The organism is Actinomadura latina NBRC 106108 (genome assembly GCF_001552195.1).
In the GTDB taxonomy this organism is placed as follows: domain Bacteria; phylum Actinomycetota; class Actinomycetes; order Streptosporangiales; family Streptosporangiaceae; genus Spirillospora; species Spirillospora latina.
On record NZ_BCQS01000008.1, the window covers coordinates 151,424 to 166,861 of the forward strand.

A 15,438-nucleotide genomic window follows, 5' to 3' on the forward strand; every position below is an offset into this window, starting at 1 on the left:
GGGGTTGGCCGGGAAACTTGTGACTGCCACCACAGACCGGCACGACAGTGATCGCGCAGGCAGTCGCGCGACTCTCCGGGGGTTGCGCTTCGAAGGTGACTGCTGTCACGGTTAGTGTCTGTAGTAATCACTACATGGAGGAGTGGCCGTGCCGCACACCCCGCCCTGGGAACCGGGCCTGCTCTCGTCGCTGACCGGCGTCGGACCCGGCCCGAGCGCCCACGCCAAGCGGGGCGCGCTGCGCGCCGCGCTCGCCGCCGCGTCCCGGCCGGGCGGGGCGGCCGAGCCGCTGGTGCTGCCCGGAGCGACCGACGCGCTCGGCGCCCGGCTCGTCGAGGAGGCCGGGTTCGCCGCCGTCTACGCCACCGGCGCCGGGCTGGCCAACGCCGGTTTCGGGCTGCCGGACATCGGGCTGATCTCGCTGGCGGAGGTCGCCGACCATGCCGGACGGCTCGCGGAGGCGACCCGCATCCCGCTGATCTGCGACGCCGACACCGGCTACGGCGGGCCGCTCTCGGCGATGCGGACCGTCCGGCTGCTGGAGCGGGCGGGGGTGGCCGGCCTCCAGTTGGAGGACCAGGAGCTGCCCAAGCGGTGCGGGCATTTCGACTCGCACACGCTGATCCCGTCCGGCCACATGCAGACGAAGATCGCGGCGGCGTGCGAGGCGCGGACGGACGGCGGGCTCGTGATCATCGCCCGCACGGACGCCCGGTCGGTCCACGGGATCGACGCGGCGATCGAGCGCGGCCGCGCCTACGTCGCTGCCGGGGCCGATGCGCTGTTCATCGAGGCGCCCCGGACGGTCGGCGAACTCGCCCTGGTCGGACGCGAACTGGCCGGCGTCCCCCTGATCGTCAACGTCGTCGAGGGCGGCCGGACCCCGCAGCTGGACGTGGCGGAGTACGCCGAGCTGGGCTTCGGCGTCGTGCTGTTCGCCAACTACCTGATGCGTTCGATGCACCTGGCCGGGAAGGAGGCCCTCGCGCATCTGAAGGAGCACGGCGAGACCGCGTCCCGAACCGACCGGATGGCCACCTGGTCGCAGCGGCAGGACCTGTTCAACCTGCCCGGGTTCAGCGCCGCCGAGATCGCGCTCGACCGGGAACCGGGAAGCTTCACGTGAGCGCCGTCCCCGGACTGCCGGTCGAGACCGAGCTGCCCGAGCGCGTCGGCGTCCTGGTCCTCGGCGCGGGCCTCGCCGGATGCGCCGCGCTGCTGGCCGCCGCCGAAGCCGGGCAGTATGCGCTGCTTCTGGAGAAGACCAGTGACATCGGCGGCTCCACGGTGAAGTCGGCGGGGCTGTCCGCCTTCGCCGGAACCGATGAGCAGGCCGAGCAGGGCATCGCCGACTCCGTCGGACTGCTCCGCGAGGACCTCCTCGACATCGGCGGGCGGCGTAACGACCCGGCCCTCGTCGACCTGTACTGCGAGCACCAGCTGGCGACGTACCGGTGGCTGAAGGAGCACGGCGTCCGGTACGGCGAGATCCACGCCGCGTCGGGCCAGTCGGCGCCGCGCAGCCACCCGTCCGACACCACCCACATGCTGGAGCGCCTTCTCAAGGCGGCCGGTGAGCGCGGGGCGCGGATCATGCTGAACGCGCCGGCGGCCCGGCTGCCGCACGACGGCTCCCGGGTGACCGGCGTCCGGCTCGCGGACGGCCGCGAGGTGCGGGCGGACGCGGTCGTGCTCGCCACGGGCGGCTTCTCGATGAACCCGGACCTGCTCGCCACGTTCGCGCCGCAGATGGAGCACGCGCTGCGCCAGGGCGGTACGGGCAACCAGGGCGACGGTCTCAAGATGGCCATGGCCCTGGGCGCCGGGCTTCGCGACACCCCCTACATCAAGGGCACTTACGGGCACTTTCACGTCGAGCATCCGGACGAGGACGGCACCGGCATCCTCGCCGTCTACAAGGGCGCCATCGCGGTCAACCGCGAAGGGCGCCGGTTCGTGGACGAGTCGAAGAACTACAAGGAGATCGGCGACGCCGCCCTCGTCCAGCCGGGCGTGACCACCTGGCAGGTCTTCGACGCCCGGACGATGGCGCAGGCCAACGACGAAGTGCCGATCTACGAGTTCGCGGGACGCGAGCGCGCCGGGATGCTCCTCAAGGCCGGCACGATCGCGGGTCTGGAAGCGGAGATCGGCCTCCCCGAGGGCTCCTTGCGGCGCACGGTCGCCGAGTACAACGCCGCGATCGAGCGGGGCGGCCCCGACCCGTTCGGACGAGTTCGCCTGTCCGGGGGAGTGGGCGAGCCGGCGCCGATCGACCGGCCGCCCTTCTACGCCCACCCGTCCGGGACCGTCGTCCTCGCGACGTACTGCGGGCTCACCGTCGACATCCGCATGCGGGTCCTCGACTGGTGGGGCGAGCCGATCGGACGCCTCTACGCCGCCGGCGAGATCACCGGCGGCTTCCACGGCGCCGGCTACATGACCGGCACCTCCATCGGCAAGGCGGGCGTCTTCGGACGGCTCGCCGGCCGGAACGCCGCAGCCGAGGAGAGCGAGCTCCAGTGGTGACGGAAGCCTTCGACCTGACCGGTCAGGTCGCCCTGGTGGTCGGCGCCGCCGCCGGCGGCCTCGGGGAACGCGCGGCGCGGGCGCTCGCGGACGCGGGCGCGACGGTCGCCGTCGCCGACCTGGCATCGCGCGCCGCCGACCTCGCCGACACCGCGGAAGCCTGCGGGGCGAGCGCGCACGAGGCCGACGTCACCGGCGAGGCGTCCGTCGCGGCGCTCCTCGACGGCGTCATGGCCCGGCACGATCGGCTCGACGTCGTCGTCAACGCGGCGGGCGTCATGCTGCGCAAGCCCTACGACGAGACCTCGGTCGAGGAGTTCGAGAGGGTCGTCCGGGTCAACCTCACCGGAACATGGCTGGTCGGACGCGCCGCCGGGCGGGCCCTCACCCGCCAGGGCCGCGGCGGACGCATCGTCAACCTCACCACCGTCTACGCCGAACGCGTCGGGCCCGTCCCCGAGTCGGCGTACTACGCGTCCAAGGCCGGGGTCGTGAACGTGACCCGGTCGCTGGCCGCCGAACTCGGCCCGCATGGCGTCAACGTCAACTGCCTGGCCCCTGGCGTCTTCTACCCCACCCAGATGACGGCCGCGCTCGGCGCCGATCCCGGCCGGCTGCGCTGGTTCGCCGAGCGCACGATGCTCGGCCGGCTCGGCGACCCCGGCACCGACTTCGCCGGCCCCCTGCTCCTGCTCGCGAGCCCCGCCGCCTCGTACATGACCGGCCAGGTCGTGTACGTCGACGGCGGCTGGTCCGCCTGGTAACTCCCCCGTCCCCTAAGGAGACTCATGGCCACCGCCCAGAAGGCCCTGCTCATGCTCGACTACCAGGTCGCGCTCTGCGAGGAGGGGCCGCACCTGCGGATGCCGCCGCTCGCCGCGCAGATCGCCGAACGCGGCGTGCTCGCGACGGCCGGGCGCGTGCTGGCCGCCGCCCGCGCGGCCGGGGCGCTCGTCGTGCACGTGCGGCTGGCCTTCGACCCGTCCTACAGGCTGCGCACCAACCGGCTCCCGCGCTTCGCCCCCTACGAGGAGCAGCGCGCGATGCTCGCCGGCTCTCCCGAGGCGCAGATCGTCAAGGCGCTCGCGCCGGTCGCGGGCGAGCCCGTCGTCGACAAGGGCTGCGTCGACCCGTTCGTCGGAACCGCGCTGCGGGACGTTCTCGCCGCCGAAGGGATCACCGAGGTCGTGCTCGGCGGCGTCGCGACCAACCTCGTCGTGGAGTCGGCGGCCCGGCACGCCTCGGACTCCGGCCTCCAGGTGACCGTGGTCGAGGACATGTGCGCCTCCTTCCGTCCCGACTTCCACGAGTTCTCCGTGGCGAACATGCTGCCGCTGTTCGGGTCCGTGACGGGCTCCGCCGAGCTCGAGTTCTGAGAGGACGCGGTCATGACCGAACAGACCCACCGGTACGACGTCGTGGTGGTCGGCGGCGGAGTCGCCGGCCTGTCGGCGGCCGTCTCGGCGGCGGAGGAGGGCGCGCGCGTCGCGGTCCTGGAACGCTCCCCGGAGGCCGAGACCGGCGGCAACACCCGCTACACCGAGGCGTTCCTGCGCATGAAATCGCTGGACGAGGTCGCCGGCGGCTTCGAGGACGCCCTCGTGGACGACTTCATGGGGCACCCCGACCCGTCCATCGTCAACGACGCGGCGCTGCCCCCGCACCGGCAGAGTCGGCTCTACCGGGCCACCCACACCATCGACCCCGACTACGTCGCCACGCTGGCCGAGAAGGCGCCGCCGACGCTGCGCTGGATGTCCGGCCACGGTGTCCGGTTCGACTTCGTGCCGACGCCGTTCCTCACCCAGTCGACCACCCGGATGGCGCCCGTCGGCGGCGGCCTCGCCATCGTCGAGACGATGGGCAAGGCGGCGCGCGGGCTCGGGGTGGAGTTCCACTTCGAGACGACGGCCCGCCGGCTCGCCTTCTCCGAGCGCGGCGTCGGCGGCGTGTTCGCGCACACGCGGGGCGGTCCCGCAGTGTTCGAGGGGACGGTCGTCCTCGCCAGCGGCGGCTACCAGGGCAACTTCGAACTGATGGCGCGCTACCACGGCGACCGGGCGCTGACCTGCCGTCCCGTCGCCAAGGGCGGCAACTACAACAAGGGCGAGGGGCTGGAGATGGCGCTGGCGCTCGGCGCCGCCACCGCCGGGAACTTCGCCCTCTTCCACGCCGAGCCGGTCGATCCGCGCAGCGGCGAACCGGAGGCCGCGATCTTCTGCTTCCCCTACGGCGTACTGGTCAACAAGGACGGGCACCGCTTCGTGGACGAGGCCCGCGGCACCGTCGACGCCTGGTACGAGCGGACCACCCGCTCCATCCAGGCGCAGCCCGACGGGATCGCATGGGTGGTCCTCGACCAGCGGGGGCTGGCGGTGCCGAACCTGATGGCGGGCATCCGCACGGACGTCGCGCCGGTCGCCGCGGACACCGTCGGTGAGTTGGCGCGGCTGCTCGGGCTGCCCGTCGCGACCGTGGAGCAGACCATCAACGCCTACAACGCGGCATGCCCTCCGCCGGACGGCTTCGACCACACCAAGCCGGACGGTCTCGCGACCATCGGCCTGGACGTGCCGAAGTCGAACTGGAGCCGGCCCATCGCGGAGGGGCCCTTCGCCGCCTATCCGATCATGGCGGCCAACGTCTTCAGCTTCGGCGGCCTGAAGACCACGTCCGCCGCCGAGGTCGTCGACCGCGACGGCCGTCCCATGACCGGCCTGTATGCGGCCGGGGAGCTGACCGGGCTCTACTACTCCAACTACACCGGCTCCACCTCGGTGCTGCGCGGCGCGACGTTCGGCCGGATCGCCGGCGCCAACGCGGCCGCGCGGGGAGCGTGACCATGCGGATCTGGCACCAGTCGTTCACGGTTCTCGACGACGTCCCGCACTACCGCGACGCGCTGGCCCGCCACTTGCGCGCGCAGGCCGCGCCCGGCACCGACATCGGCTTCCACGGGATGAAGCCCGGCACCTACCCGTCCGACTATCCGGGGACGCACATCGGCTACGCCTACCTTGCCGGGCTGCACAGGGAGCAGTTCGTGCACGCGGCGCTGCGCGCGCAGGACGAGGGATACGACGCCTTCCTCATCGCGACGATCCCCGACACCGCGTACGAGGAGGTCCGGACCGTCGTCGACATCCCGGTCATCGCGTACGGCCAGACGTCGGTGCTGATGGCGGGCGCGCTCGGCGACCGCGTCGGGATCGTCAACTTCATCGGAGCCCTCGAACCGCAGCTGCGCCGCAACTTCCGCAACTACCGCCTGGACCAGCTCGTCGGCCCCATCGTCCAGGTGGAGGCCGAGTTCACCGACGTGATGGCGGCCTACGCCGACCCGAAGCCGCTGCTGGACGCGTTCACCCGCGCCGCACGCGAGGCGATCGGGGAGGGCGCGAACGTCATCGTCCCCGGCGAGGGGCCGCTCAACGTGTTCCTCGCCGACCAGGGCCTGTCGCGGGTGGACGGCGTGCCGGTGCTCGACTCCCTCGGCACCTGCGTCCGCGTCGCGGAGATGCGCGCGGCGCAGTTCCACGCGACCGGGCTCACTCCCACGCGGACCGGCTTCTACGGGGCCCGGCCGCCCCGCCCGCTGATCGACGCCGCGCGCGACTTCTACGGAACGAACAGGACCCTGACGTGACCGCCTGGGACACCGAGGTGGACGTCGCCATCGTCGGCGGCGGCGCATGCGGCATGATGACCGCTCTCCGGGCGGCCCGCGACCGCGACCTGGTCGTCGCCGTCTTCGAGAAATCGGCCCGCGAGGGATGCAACGCGGCCATCTCCTCCGGCTCCCTCGCCGCCGGCGGCACCCGGTTCCAGGCCGCGGCCGGCATCGACGACTCGCCGGAGCGGCACGCCGACGACATCCTGCGCGCGAGCGGCGACGAGGCATGGCGTCCGGTCGTGGAGGCGCTGTGCGCGGCGGCACCGGAGTTCGTGGAGTGGATCGCCGACACCGGCTACCCCGTCGAGATCGGCGCCGACATGCCCCGCGCCGGCATGACGGCCCCGCGCCTGCACACCGACACCGGACGGCTGGGCGGCGGACGGCTCATGCGTCACCTGCGGACCCTCGTCGAAGCGCGCGACAACATCGCGTTCGTCGACGAGGCTCCCGTCGTCGACCTCATCTCGGACGGCGGCGAGGTCGCCGGTGCCGTCGTCCGCCAGAACGGGGCGCTGCAGCGCGTCCGGGCCGGCGCCGTCGTCCTCGCCGCCGACGGTTTCGCCGCGAACCCGGCGCTGGTCGAGGAGCACCTGCCCCACCTCGGGACGCCGTTCTACGGCGGCGTCTCCACCTCGACCGGCGACGCGCTCGGGTGGGCGCTGCGGCTCGGCGGGCGGCTGCGGAACATGGGCGCCGGGCTGCGCTCCGGGCTGGTCGTCGTCGACCACTGCACGCGGGTGTCCCCGGCGCTGCAGTTCAACGGCGCCGTCCTGGTCGGCCTCGGCGGCGAACGCTTCGTGGACGAGGAGTCGAAGGGCTACTCGTCCCTGGCCGGCGTCCTGCAACAGCAGCCGGGCGAGCGCGCCGCGATGATCTGGGACGCGACCGCGATGGCCGCCACCCGCGAGTCGGAGATGATGCGCGAGTGCGTCGCGGCGGGGGCCGTCCGCGACCGTCCCACCATCGAGGCCGTGGCCGCGTCACTCGGACGGACGGTCGCGGAGACCGAACGCGCCCTGTCCCCGCTGCCCGGCCGCCGCCCCCTGACCGCGCCCTACCATCTCGCCTGGGTCACCCACGGCCTGCTCGCCACCCAGGGCGGACTGGTGATCGACCCGTTCGGCCACGTTCTGGACGGCGCCGGCGAACCGATCCCGCGGCTGTACGCGGGCGGCGGCACCGCCTGCGGCCTGGCCGGCCCGCACTCGGACGGCTACCTGTCCGGCAACGGGCTGCTGTCCGCCTTCGGCACGGGCTGGATCATCGGCGCCGCCCTGGCCGCCCGCTAGCCCGGCCGCGAGGTCAGCGCAGGTAGACCAGGCCGTCGATGCCGACCGTGGGCCGCTTGTACGTGCCCGCGACGACGATCTTGATGGTGTGCTTGCCGCTGGTGCTCCAGGTGCGCGTCCACAGCAGCTGCCGGTAGGCGGTGGACGACGACCTGGTGTCGAGGGTGCCGACCTTGGCGCCGTCCACGTAGACGTACACGGCGCCGAGGTTGTACGCGCGCTTGAAGATCAGCCCGGCGGTGCGCCCGGTGAACGTCCAGCTCGCGCTCGCGCCCTTCGAGCTGCTGTAGAGGCCGCGTCCGCCCAGGTAGTACTTGGTGGTCGTCAGCTTCCAGGTGCCGGTGCGGCGCGCGGAGCCCTCGCTGATGCCGCCGGCGTAGCGGCTGATCGCGGCAGTGGTGGTGTTGCCCGCCATGTCGGCGGCGGTCAGCGACCACGACTGCGTCGCCAGCGGCTTCGCGCTCGCCGACCACTTGGTCGTGGTGGTGTAGAAGTTCCTCGCGGACGGCGAGGTGGCCTTCAGCGAGCCGAGCAGCGCGTTGTCGGCGGCCTTCCAGGTCAGCGTGACGGGGATCGCGGTGCTGTTGACCGTCGCCCTGCGCAGGTACAGCGCCTGGGAGGAGATGACCGGACGGGTGGTGTCCGCGACGACCGTGAAGACAGGGGACGCCGAGGTGGTGCCGTCCGCGAACGCCGCGTGCAACTGCACCGTGTGCGTGCCCGGGTTCAGCGTCACCGTCGCGGACGACGCCCCGGCGGCGGGCGTCGCGGCCGTCGCGCCGTCCACGCTGACGGTGTAGGCCGCACCCTCCGCCGGCGTCCAGTTGAGGGTGGCGGTGCTGGTCGTGTAGTAGAGGCCGCCGGCGGCCTTCGCGCCGGTCACCGTCGCGCTCAACGCCGGAACGGTGATCTGCTTGGCGGCCGTCCGGATCGTCGGGAGCGCGCTGTAGAGCTGCGCGCCGGGGCACGCGGTCGCGAACCCGTCGCGGTGACCGGAGATCGTGTTGAACTCGACCTGCTGCCCGTAGGGGTACTTGCCGCCCGTCCCGTCGGGCGCCGCCGAGGTCAGCGTCACCTTCGCCGCGGGGTCGACCCCGGCCAGCCCCAGCTTCCAGGCGGCGATCTTCGCGACGCCGTCGAGGGCGGCCGCGGTGGGGGCCACGCCGGGCACGTCAGGGTCGTTCGCGGCGGTGTAGGTGCCGAGGACCGCGATCCCGGTGGTGTCGGTGTTGAACCCGTACGTGTGGGCCCCGTGCACGGGACGGTCGATGCCGCCGGCCCGTCCCTCGAAGACCGTGCCGCACTTGTCGACGAGGAAGTTGTAGCCGATGTCGTTCCAGCCCTGGCTCTTCACGTGGTACAGGAACACCGACCGGATCACGGACGCAGACTCGGCGCACGTGTAGCCGTTGCCCGTGTCGGTGTGGTGGACGAACGCCGCCTTCACCGAGGCGTCGTAGGTCGGCGGGTCCGTGACGATCGACTCGTCGGCGCCCCATCCGGCGCGCGCCACGATGGCCGGCTTCGGCGCGGTGACCGGCCCGGCGAGCGGCGTGGTCGCCGCGATGAGCTTCATCCCGCCGACGGGTCCGGCCGCGCGCGGCGTGGGCGAGGACGCCGGCTTGCCCGGGTCGACCAGGTCGACGCGCAGGCCGGCGGGCAGCACGCGGCCGCTTCCGGTCACCCGCACCTCGACGCCGTCGGACGGCCCGACCCACAGCCCGTTCGTGCCGCCGCGCCCGCCCCGGTCGGGGGCGTCGGCGAGGTCCGGCTCCAGGGTGCGCCACGGCGTCCAGCGGCCCGTCCCCGCCTCCCGCGTGCGGAGCCGCACGGTTCCCCGCAGCTCCTCCCGGGGCTTGTCCCAGGTGACGCCGACCAGGCTGAACGGCTCCGTCTTCGCGGCGGGCAGCCCCGCGGCCTTCCCGCCCGAGGCGGCGCTGGGCAGCTCCTGGAGTGCGCGGGCGTGGACCCGTCCGGTGCCCGGCCCGGTGGCGGACGCCGTCGTCGCGGTCGACCTCGCGGAAACCGTCCACGTCACTGTGCCCGCGACCGCCACGGCGGCCACCGACGTCCCGATCACTACGCGCTTGAGCATGCTTCTCCCCGTTCACGGCCGAGCCCCATGATCAGAGAGCGCCTCGGCCGCCCCGAGTGTCACACATGCCGCAATAGTCCGGAATACCGGTGGGCCCGGAATCCGACCGGATTCCGGGCCCTCGGTCTTTCTCGCGGCGTCCTTGCCATCGGGGAGAACCAGGACGTCGCTACGACGGGTAGTTCGGGTTGTTGGTCGTCGGGATCGAGATGCTGATCGGGTAGTCCGCCCCGGACAGGACGAACAGCACCACCTGGCGGATGATCTCGTCGAAGACCCAGTAGACCTGGCGCAGCTGCTTCGGCGCGTCGGTCAGGTCGAGGATCCCCTCGCGGACGGCGACGAAGGGCGGCCAGAGGTTCTCGAAGATCGGGTCCCACACCGGCTCCCGGGGGATCTTCAGCCAGCCGGCGATCTCGTCACCGAGGACGTAGCGGGTGAGCGCGCCGAGGACGGGCTTGCTGAGGATGCCGAGGTCGATGAAGGACGCGAGGTTGAGGAGCATGTCGGCGAGCTTCACGCCCTCCGGGGTGGGCGCCAGGATCGGGTCCAGCACCTGCGCGGCCTGGGAGTTGGCCTCCGCCCACGACTTCGGGATGTACTCGTCCCTGATGCCGAGCATGTGCCCGGTCAGCTGCCAGGAGTGCAGGAAGGCCGCCGACTCGTCGTCGGGGATCGGCACCTTCCATTTGGTCAGCTGCTTCATGACCGTCGTGGGCAGGCTGTGCCAGGTGACCATCATGTCCGCCTGGCTGATCGGGATCTCCTCGTCGGCGACCTTCGTCCAAGCCGGGGACTTGGGCAGCAGGTGCCGCACGCCCGAGTGGGCCAGCCGCGTCTTGACGCAGGTCACGATCATCTCGCCGTCGGCCGCGAAGGCCTTCTCCGTGCCGACGTCGTAGCCGAGCTTGGCGGTCTTGGTGATGCGGTCCCGCATGTCCGCACCGCCCTTGGAGTAGTAGACCGCGCGCGCCTCCTTGGGGATGGCCGTGCTCATCATCCCGCTGGCGAAGCCGTAGGTGACGCCGAGGTAGAGCCCGCGCTTCTCGTTGAACTCGAAGGCCTTGGCGAGCTTGGCCTCGTCCGCCCAGGACGGGAGCGCGCGGGCGCGTTCGATGAAGTCCCGCAGCTCGGCGGGCAGCCCGCCGGGCAGTGCCTGGCCGTTCTTCGTCCACGTCTTCAGCTGCTTGTTGACGTCGGGCACGGCGCCGCCGTCGATCAGCGCGGCGACCAGCTCGTCGCACTCCGGGTCCCACACCCACCGCGGGTCCGCGCCCTCGCCGTAGCCGGCCACCGATCCCCTGGGGGACCATGTCCACAGTGAGGACGCCTGGGCGGGCGTCGCGGCGCTTAGTGCGCCGAACGCGCCCAGCGTCCCGCCCGCCACCAACACGTTCCGCCTGCTGGGTTTCTCCATGCCTTCGCTCCTCCGGGGGCCGAGGATCTCGCTGATACGGTGAAACGTGGAGTGTTTCGGCGTATCATCGGTAACAGCGCCAATAACAGCACAACGTGTCCGTCATCACAAGACCTAACGTGACGATCGTGAACGTTTCGGGCAGAATCGGTCGCCTCAGGAGGAGCCCGTGGATTCTGTGTTGTCCTTCCTGGCGGATTCGGGCCAGGAGTCGATGCTCGAACGCGCGTACACCGACGCCGTCGAGCAGGTCGACGACCAGGACGAGACGCGCACGCGCGTCCTCGACGCGGCCTACGACCAGTTCTCCCGGATGGGCGTCCAGCGGTCGACCATGGAGGACGTGGCCCGCCGCGCCGGAGTCTCCCGCATCACGGTCTACCGGCGGTTCGCCACGAAGGACGCGCTGGTCGAACACGTGGTGCGCCGCGAGTTCCGCCGCTACTTCGACCGGTTCCTCGTCGACATCAAGCAGGCCGAGACCGCCGCCGACCGCGTCGTACTGGGCTTCGTCAGCTCGCTGCGCGCCATCCGGCGCAACCCGCTGATCGGCGGCCTGATCGCCACCGAACCGGACCTGGTCGTGCCCTCCATGATCAGCGACGGCGGCCGGACCCTGGCGACCGTCCGGCAGTTCGTCGCGGGCCAGCTCCGCCACGAGCAGCGCGCCGGCAACGTGGCCGCCGACCTCGACATCGACCACGTGGCCGAACTGATGGTCCGGATCTCCGCCTCCTTCCTGGCGATCCCGAGCCAACTCATCGACCTCGACGACGACGCCCAACTTGCCGCCCTGGCCCGCCGCTTCCTCGTCCCCATGCTCACCCCACCCCCCTGACCGCGCCGTCGTCCCGGGCCATGAACGGTTCAGTCGCAGAGGGTGGGACGCGGGCGGGTCACGCCGTCGGTGCAGTCCTCGGGGACGAAGCCGGCCTGCTCGCTCTTCACCTTCGGCCGCCAGGTGTGGACGACCTTGCCTTCGGCGTCGTAGCCGGTCACGCTCAGGACGCGGATCGTGGGCGAGGACATCGCCCCTTCCGACATCGGCCCGGTGGCGTCGTGGTCAGGCATCATTCTGGCGGCGGTCTGGGCGATGAAGAAGCCGTTGTGGACGGCGGCCCGGCCTGTGCGTCCGCCGTCCCAGATCACCTTGACCTTGGCCACGCGGGGCTTGGCGCGGCCGACGACGACGGCGTTCAGGTCGTCCCACCTGCTCGGCGCCTGGACCTGCCGGATGCCGTCCACGCGCAGCGGCATGTCGAAGCCGAAGAGCCCGCCGCGCGACTTCCCCGGCCAGGCGTGGAACTGCGGCGGTTCGGTGCTCTCCTTGCCCTTGGTCGCGCAGAACACGTATCCGCGCAGGCTGCCGACTTCCGCGAGCCGTCCGCCCGGCACCCGCATCGCCGTCAGGAGCCGGAAGTCCGAAGGGCGGCCCGTGTCGGCGCGCTTCTCGCCCATGGAGCCGACGGGTGATCCGTTGCGCAGGCAGGCGCGGACGAGCGCCCGCTCTTCGGGGGTGTTCTCCGGCAGGCCGGTCCCGTGCCGAGCAGCCTCGCCCTGCGGCCCGAGGACCGGGGGCTCGGAATGCCCGTCCGCCACGACGATCGACACGGGCACGGTGACCGCCAGGACGAGGGCCGCCGCGCCGGTGACCGCCCTGATCCGGCGGCGGGCGACGGTACGGAGCGCGCGTTCGGCGAGGTCGTCGACGGGCTCGGCGCGGTCGGCGATCGTGGTGAAGGCGTCTTCCAGCATGCGGTCGGTCACGGTCGGCTCCCAGCGGATGCGAGGTGGGCGGCCAGTTCGGGGGCCAGCTCCCGGAGCCGGGCGATGGCGCGGTGGGTCTGGCTGCGGACGGTGCCGACCGAGCAGCCCATGATCTCGGCGATCTCTCGTTCCGGCAGGTCCTCGTAGTAGCGCAGGACGAGGACGGCCCGCTTGCGCGGCGGCAGTGCCAGCAGCGCGCGTTCCAGCGTCACCCGCAACTCGACGTCCGGCCCGGAGGAGGGGAGGTCCGGGAGCTCGGCAACGACCGACTCGCGGCCGCGCCACCGCCACCGGTTCACCTGCTCGTTGTACATGGCGCGGCGGACGTAGCCCTCCGGGTTGTCGCGCACGTGCCCCCACCGCGCGGCCGTCTTCGCCAGCGCGCTCTGCAGCAGATCCTCGGCGGCGTGCTGGTTCCCCGTCAGGACGTACGCCGTGCGGATGAGGCTGCGCGACCGGGCTGCGACGAACGCGCCGAAGCTCTCCCGAGCCTCTCGGTTCAATGGACCTCCTCCGTGGGTGTCACCCCCTCAGACACCGCGGAGCCTCGCAACTATGCCGCCCTTCCGTACCCTTTTTCCCAGGCGCGCCCGCCGGCGTCGGCCCGCGCTTGAGTGGAGGGCGGGGGCACTGTTAGCTTCACTCGGTGGACGACATGCGTGCACAGGCGGAGGCGATCGAGGACTTCGCGGCGGACCTGCGGGAACTGCGGGAATCGGTCGGCAACCCGTCCTTCCGCGAGATGTCCGGCCGGTCCGGGGCGATCTCGCATACGACGCTGCACGAAGCCACGAAGGGCAACCGGCTCCCTAGCTGGGGGACCACCGCCGAGTTCGTCAAGGCGTGCGGCGCGGACCCGGACGCGTTCCGCGAGCGCTGGGAGGCGGCGAACCGGGCGGTCAGGTCGGTGACCGTGGGAAGGTCCGAGGTCGCTCTTCCGGCCGGTGAAGTCGCTGCCACGAGCGTCGCGGAATCGCATGCCGTGCACGTCTCCATCGGGCCGCCGGAGCCCGTGCCGGCCACCTCGGTGTCTCCGCCCGCGCCTCCGGAGGATGGCGCGGGTCCAGCCGCGTCGCGGGGGCGGGGTCGGTTCGGGCGGGTGAGGTTGGTCGCGTTGGCGACGGTGGTCGTCGGGGCGGGGGCGGTGGTCGTCGTCGTGGTCGCCGTCAATCGCGGGTCAGGGGCCGGCGGGGACGGGCTGAAGCCCGTCGGCGGCCAGTCGAAGGCTGTGCTGTCCCCGGCCGACTGCCCGGTGCAGGCGACCAATCCGCCGCCGGCGCCGCCGACGCACAAGGGCGATGCGGCCGCCTTCATCGCGGACATCACGTTGCCCGACTGCACGCGCGTCGGCGGAGGCAAGACCGTGACCAAGGTATGGCGGCTCAAGAACGCCGGGAAGGTGCCGTGGGAGGGGTATTCGCTGCGCCGCCTCGACGTTCCGCAGCAGGCCGATCAATGCCAGACCATCTCCGATGTGCCGATCGACGACACGCGGCCGGGAAAGATGGTCGACATCCGGACCGAGATCACCACGCCGAAGAAGCCTGGCCTGTGCTACGTGCGGTTCAAGATGGTGGACGCGTCGGGAAAGGTCGTGTTCCCCGGGAACCGGCCCGTCAATTTTCAGATCATCGTCGGGTGACGAGTGGTTCCCCGCCGTGGCGGGGCACGGCGGGGAACCGGGGAGCGCGGGATCAGGAGAGAGTGATCCCGCTGTAGTAGGCCTTGAGGATCCTGGAGTACGCCCAGCCCGCGTTGGCCTTATCGCGGGAGCCGTACTGCGACATCCAGTCCCCGGTGACCCATCCGCCGCACGCCGTCGTCGTGGAGCAGTAGTGGGCCTGGAGGATCTTTCCGCCGCGGGTCATCCGGGTGCCCCACGTCGCGTCCACCGCGGAGCTGGTCGACGCCTTCGCTGAGCCGGGCTTGTACACCTGGCTCGACGTGGTGTCGTAGACGTCGAAGCACCGGCCGTCCGACGTCTTGCGCGTCGAGTGCAGCGCCCAGTACCAGCCGTAGCTCTTGACGGCCACCGCCCCTGCCTTCAGGGACTCCTTCGGCCAGCTCGACACCCACTCGTTGGGCAGGACGTTCTTGACGTAGGTCTTGAACGCCACCCGGTCCACCCGGTTGAGGGAGGCCCGGTACACGAGGATCGTCGTGGGCAGTTTGCTGTCCGTGCCGTCGGTCTTGCAGCCGGTCGGTCCGGAGCTCAGGAACTTGTGCGACGCGTTCTGGTTCTTCAGGCTGGAGTTCAGGTTGCCCTTGGCGCCGGCCTTGAAGTCCTGGTACGTGCCGCCGTAGTTGCTGTTGAAGTAGACCCGGACCGTTTTGCTGCTGCGGTTCCAGACTGAGGCGGCCTCGTTCTTGACGCACTTGCCCTTGCCGCTGCCCGCGCCCTTGAAGTCGTAGCAGGACGGCTGCGTGGTGCCGTAGTCGGCGACCGATCCGGTGAAGTCGGAGACCGATCCCGCGTTGTTGCTGTTGTAGTAGTAGCAGAACTCGCCGCTGTTGCAGACGCCGTCGCGGCTCGCCGCGGAGGCGGACGTCGCCGGGATGAACACCGTCCCGCCGAGCGCCACCGCGGCGGTCGCCGCGGTGAGCCGCGGGATCAGTCGCGCTGTTCGTGTCGACACAGTTGTCTTCCTCTTCTGGTGGGGGGACC

The 15,438-nt window shown here is 71.7% G+C and carries 14 protein-coding genes; 9 read left to right on the forward strand and 5 right to left on the reverse strand.

Features of this window, described 5'->3' with window-relative positions; all coding sequences use genetic code 11:
* Positions 1 to 148: 148 nt before the first annotated feature.
* From AL2_RS14400 to AL2_RS14430, 7 genes are read left to right on the forward strand one after another with little or no spacing between them, the layout of a single operon-like run.
* Positions 149 to 1,126, forward strand: coding sequence for an isocitrate lyase/PEP mutase family protein (locus AL2_RS14400; RefSeq protein WP_067634245.1), 978 nt, complete (start codon positions 149 to 151; stop codon positions 1,124 to 1,126).
* Positions 1,123 to 2,529, forward strand: coding sequence for an FAD-dependent oxidoreductase (locus AL2_RS14405; protein ID WP_083946504.1), 1,407 nt, complete (start codon positions 1,123 to 1,125; stop codon positions 2,527 to 2,529). Before AL2_RS14400 ends, AL2_RS14405 begins: the two co-directional genes overlap by 4 nt.
* Entirely contained in the window at positions 2,523 to 3,293 is a 771-nt protein-coding gene (locus AL2_RS14410; RefSeq protein ID WP_067634030.1) for an SDR family NAD(P)-dependent oxidoreductase, read from the forward strand. The genes AL2_RS14405 and AL2_RS14410 overlap by 7 nt, the downstream gene beginning before the upstream one ends.
* A gap of 24 nt (positions 3,294 to 3,317) precedes the next feature.
* Positions 3,318 to 3,905, forward strand: a complete 588-nt coding sequence (locus AL2_RS14415) for a cysteine hydrolase family protein (RefSeq protein ID WP_067634032.1) — start codon at positions 3,318 to 3,320, stop codon at positions 3,903 to 3,905.
* A 12-nt stretch (positions 3,906 to 3,917) separates the two neighbouring features.
* Entirely contained in the window at positions 3,918 to 5,369 is a 1,452-nt protein-coding gene (locus AL2_RS14420) for an FAD-dependent oxidoreductase (protein WP_067634034.1), read from the forward strand.
* A 2-nt stretch (positions 5,370 to 5,371) separates the two neighbouring features.
* Complete coding sequence (locus tag AL2_RS14425; protein WP_067634036.1) at positions 5,372 to 6,175, forward strand: aspartate/glutamate racemase family protein; 804 nt, start codon at positions 5,372 to 5,374, stop codon at positions 6,173 to 6,175.
* A complete protein-coding gene (locus tag AL2_RS14430) occupies positions 6,172 to 7,494 on the forward strand; it encodes an FAD-dependent oxidoreductase (protein WP_067634038.1) in 1,323 nt (440 codons plus the stop codon). The genes AL2_RS14425 and AL2_RS14430 overlap by 4 nt, the downstream gene beginning before the upstream one ends.
* Positions 7,495 to 7,507: 13 nt before the next feature.
* On the opposite strand, the gene AL2_RS14435 is transcribed toward AL2_RS14430, so the two are convergent.
* Both AL2_RS14435 and AL2_RS14440 read right to left on the reverse strand, forming a co-directional pair.
* The gene (locus tag AL2_RS14435; RefSeq protein WP_083946505.1) at positions 7,508 to 9,589 is read right to left on the reverse strand and encodes a peptidoglycan recognition protein family protein; all 2,082 of its coding nucleotides are present in this window, start codon (positions 9,587 to 9,589) and stop codon (positions 7,508 to 7,510) included.
* A gap of 169 nt (positions 9,590 to 9,758) precedes the next feature.
* Entirely contained in the window at positions 9,759 to 11,006 is a 1,248-nt protein-coding gene (locus AL2_RS14440) for an oxygenase MpaB family protein (protein ID WP_067634040.1), read from the reverse strand.
* A 169-nt stretch (positions 11,007 to 11,175) separates the two neighbouring features.
* On the opposite strand from AL2_RS14440, the gene AL2_RS14445 reads away from it, so the two are divergent.
* A complete protein-coding gene (locus tag AL2_RS14445; RefSeq protein ID WP_245666659.1) occupies positions 11,176 to 11,844 on the forward strand; it encodes a TetR/AcrR family transcriptional regulator in 669 nt (222 codons plus the stop codon).
* 29 nt (positions 11,845 to 11,873) lie between these two features.
* On the opposite strand, the gene AL2_RS14450 is transcribed toward AL2_RS14445, so the two are convergent.
* Complete coding sequence (locus AL2_RS14450) at positions 11,874 to 12,773, reverse strand: hypothetical protein (protein WP_157438150.1); 900 nt, start codon at positions 12,771 to 12,773, stop codon at positions 11,874 to 11,876.
* On the reverse strand, positions 12,770 to 13,276 hold the full coding sequence (locus tag AL2_RS14455; RefSeq protein WP_067634043.1) for a SigE family RNA polymerase sigma factor: 507 nt from the start codon (positions 13,274 to 13,276) through the stop codon (positions 12,770 to 12,772). Before AL2_RS14455 ends, AL2_RS14450 begins: the two co-directional genes overlap by 4 nt.
* 152 nt (positions 13,277 to 13,428) lie before the next feature.
* Between AL2_RS14455 and AL2_RS14460 the strand changes: the two genes are divergently transcribed.
* Positions 13,429 to 14,415 carry an NBR1-Ig-like domain-containing protein gene (locus AL2_RS14460; protein ID WP_245666665.1) on the forward strand — a complete coding sequence of 329 codons (987 nt, stop codon included), beginning with the start codon at positions 13,429 to 13,431 and terminating at the stop codon, positions 14,413 to 14,415.
* A 52-nt stretch (positions 14,416 to 14,467) separates the two neighbouring features.
* Here AL2_RS14460 and AL2_RS36280 read toward each other — a convergent pair whose 3' ends face one another.
* Entirely contained in the window at positions 14,468 to 15,409 is a 942-nt protein-coding gene (locus AL2_RS36280; protein ID WP_083946506.1) for a SpoIID/LytB domain-containing protein, read from the reverse strand.
* Positions 15,410 to 15,438 lie beyond the last annotated feature (29 nt).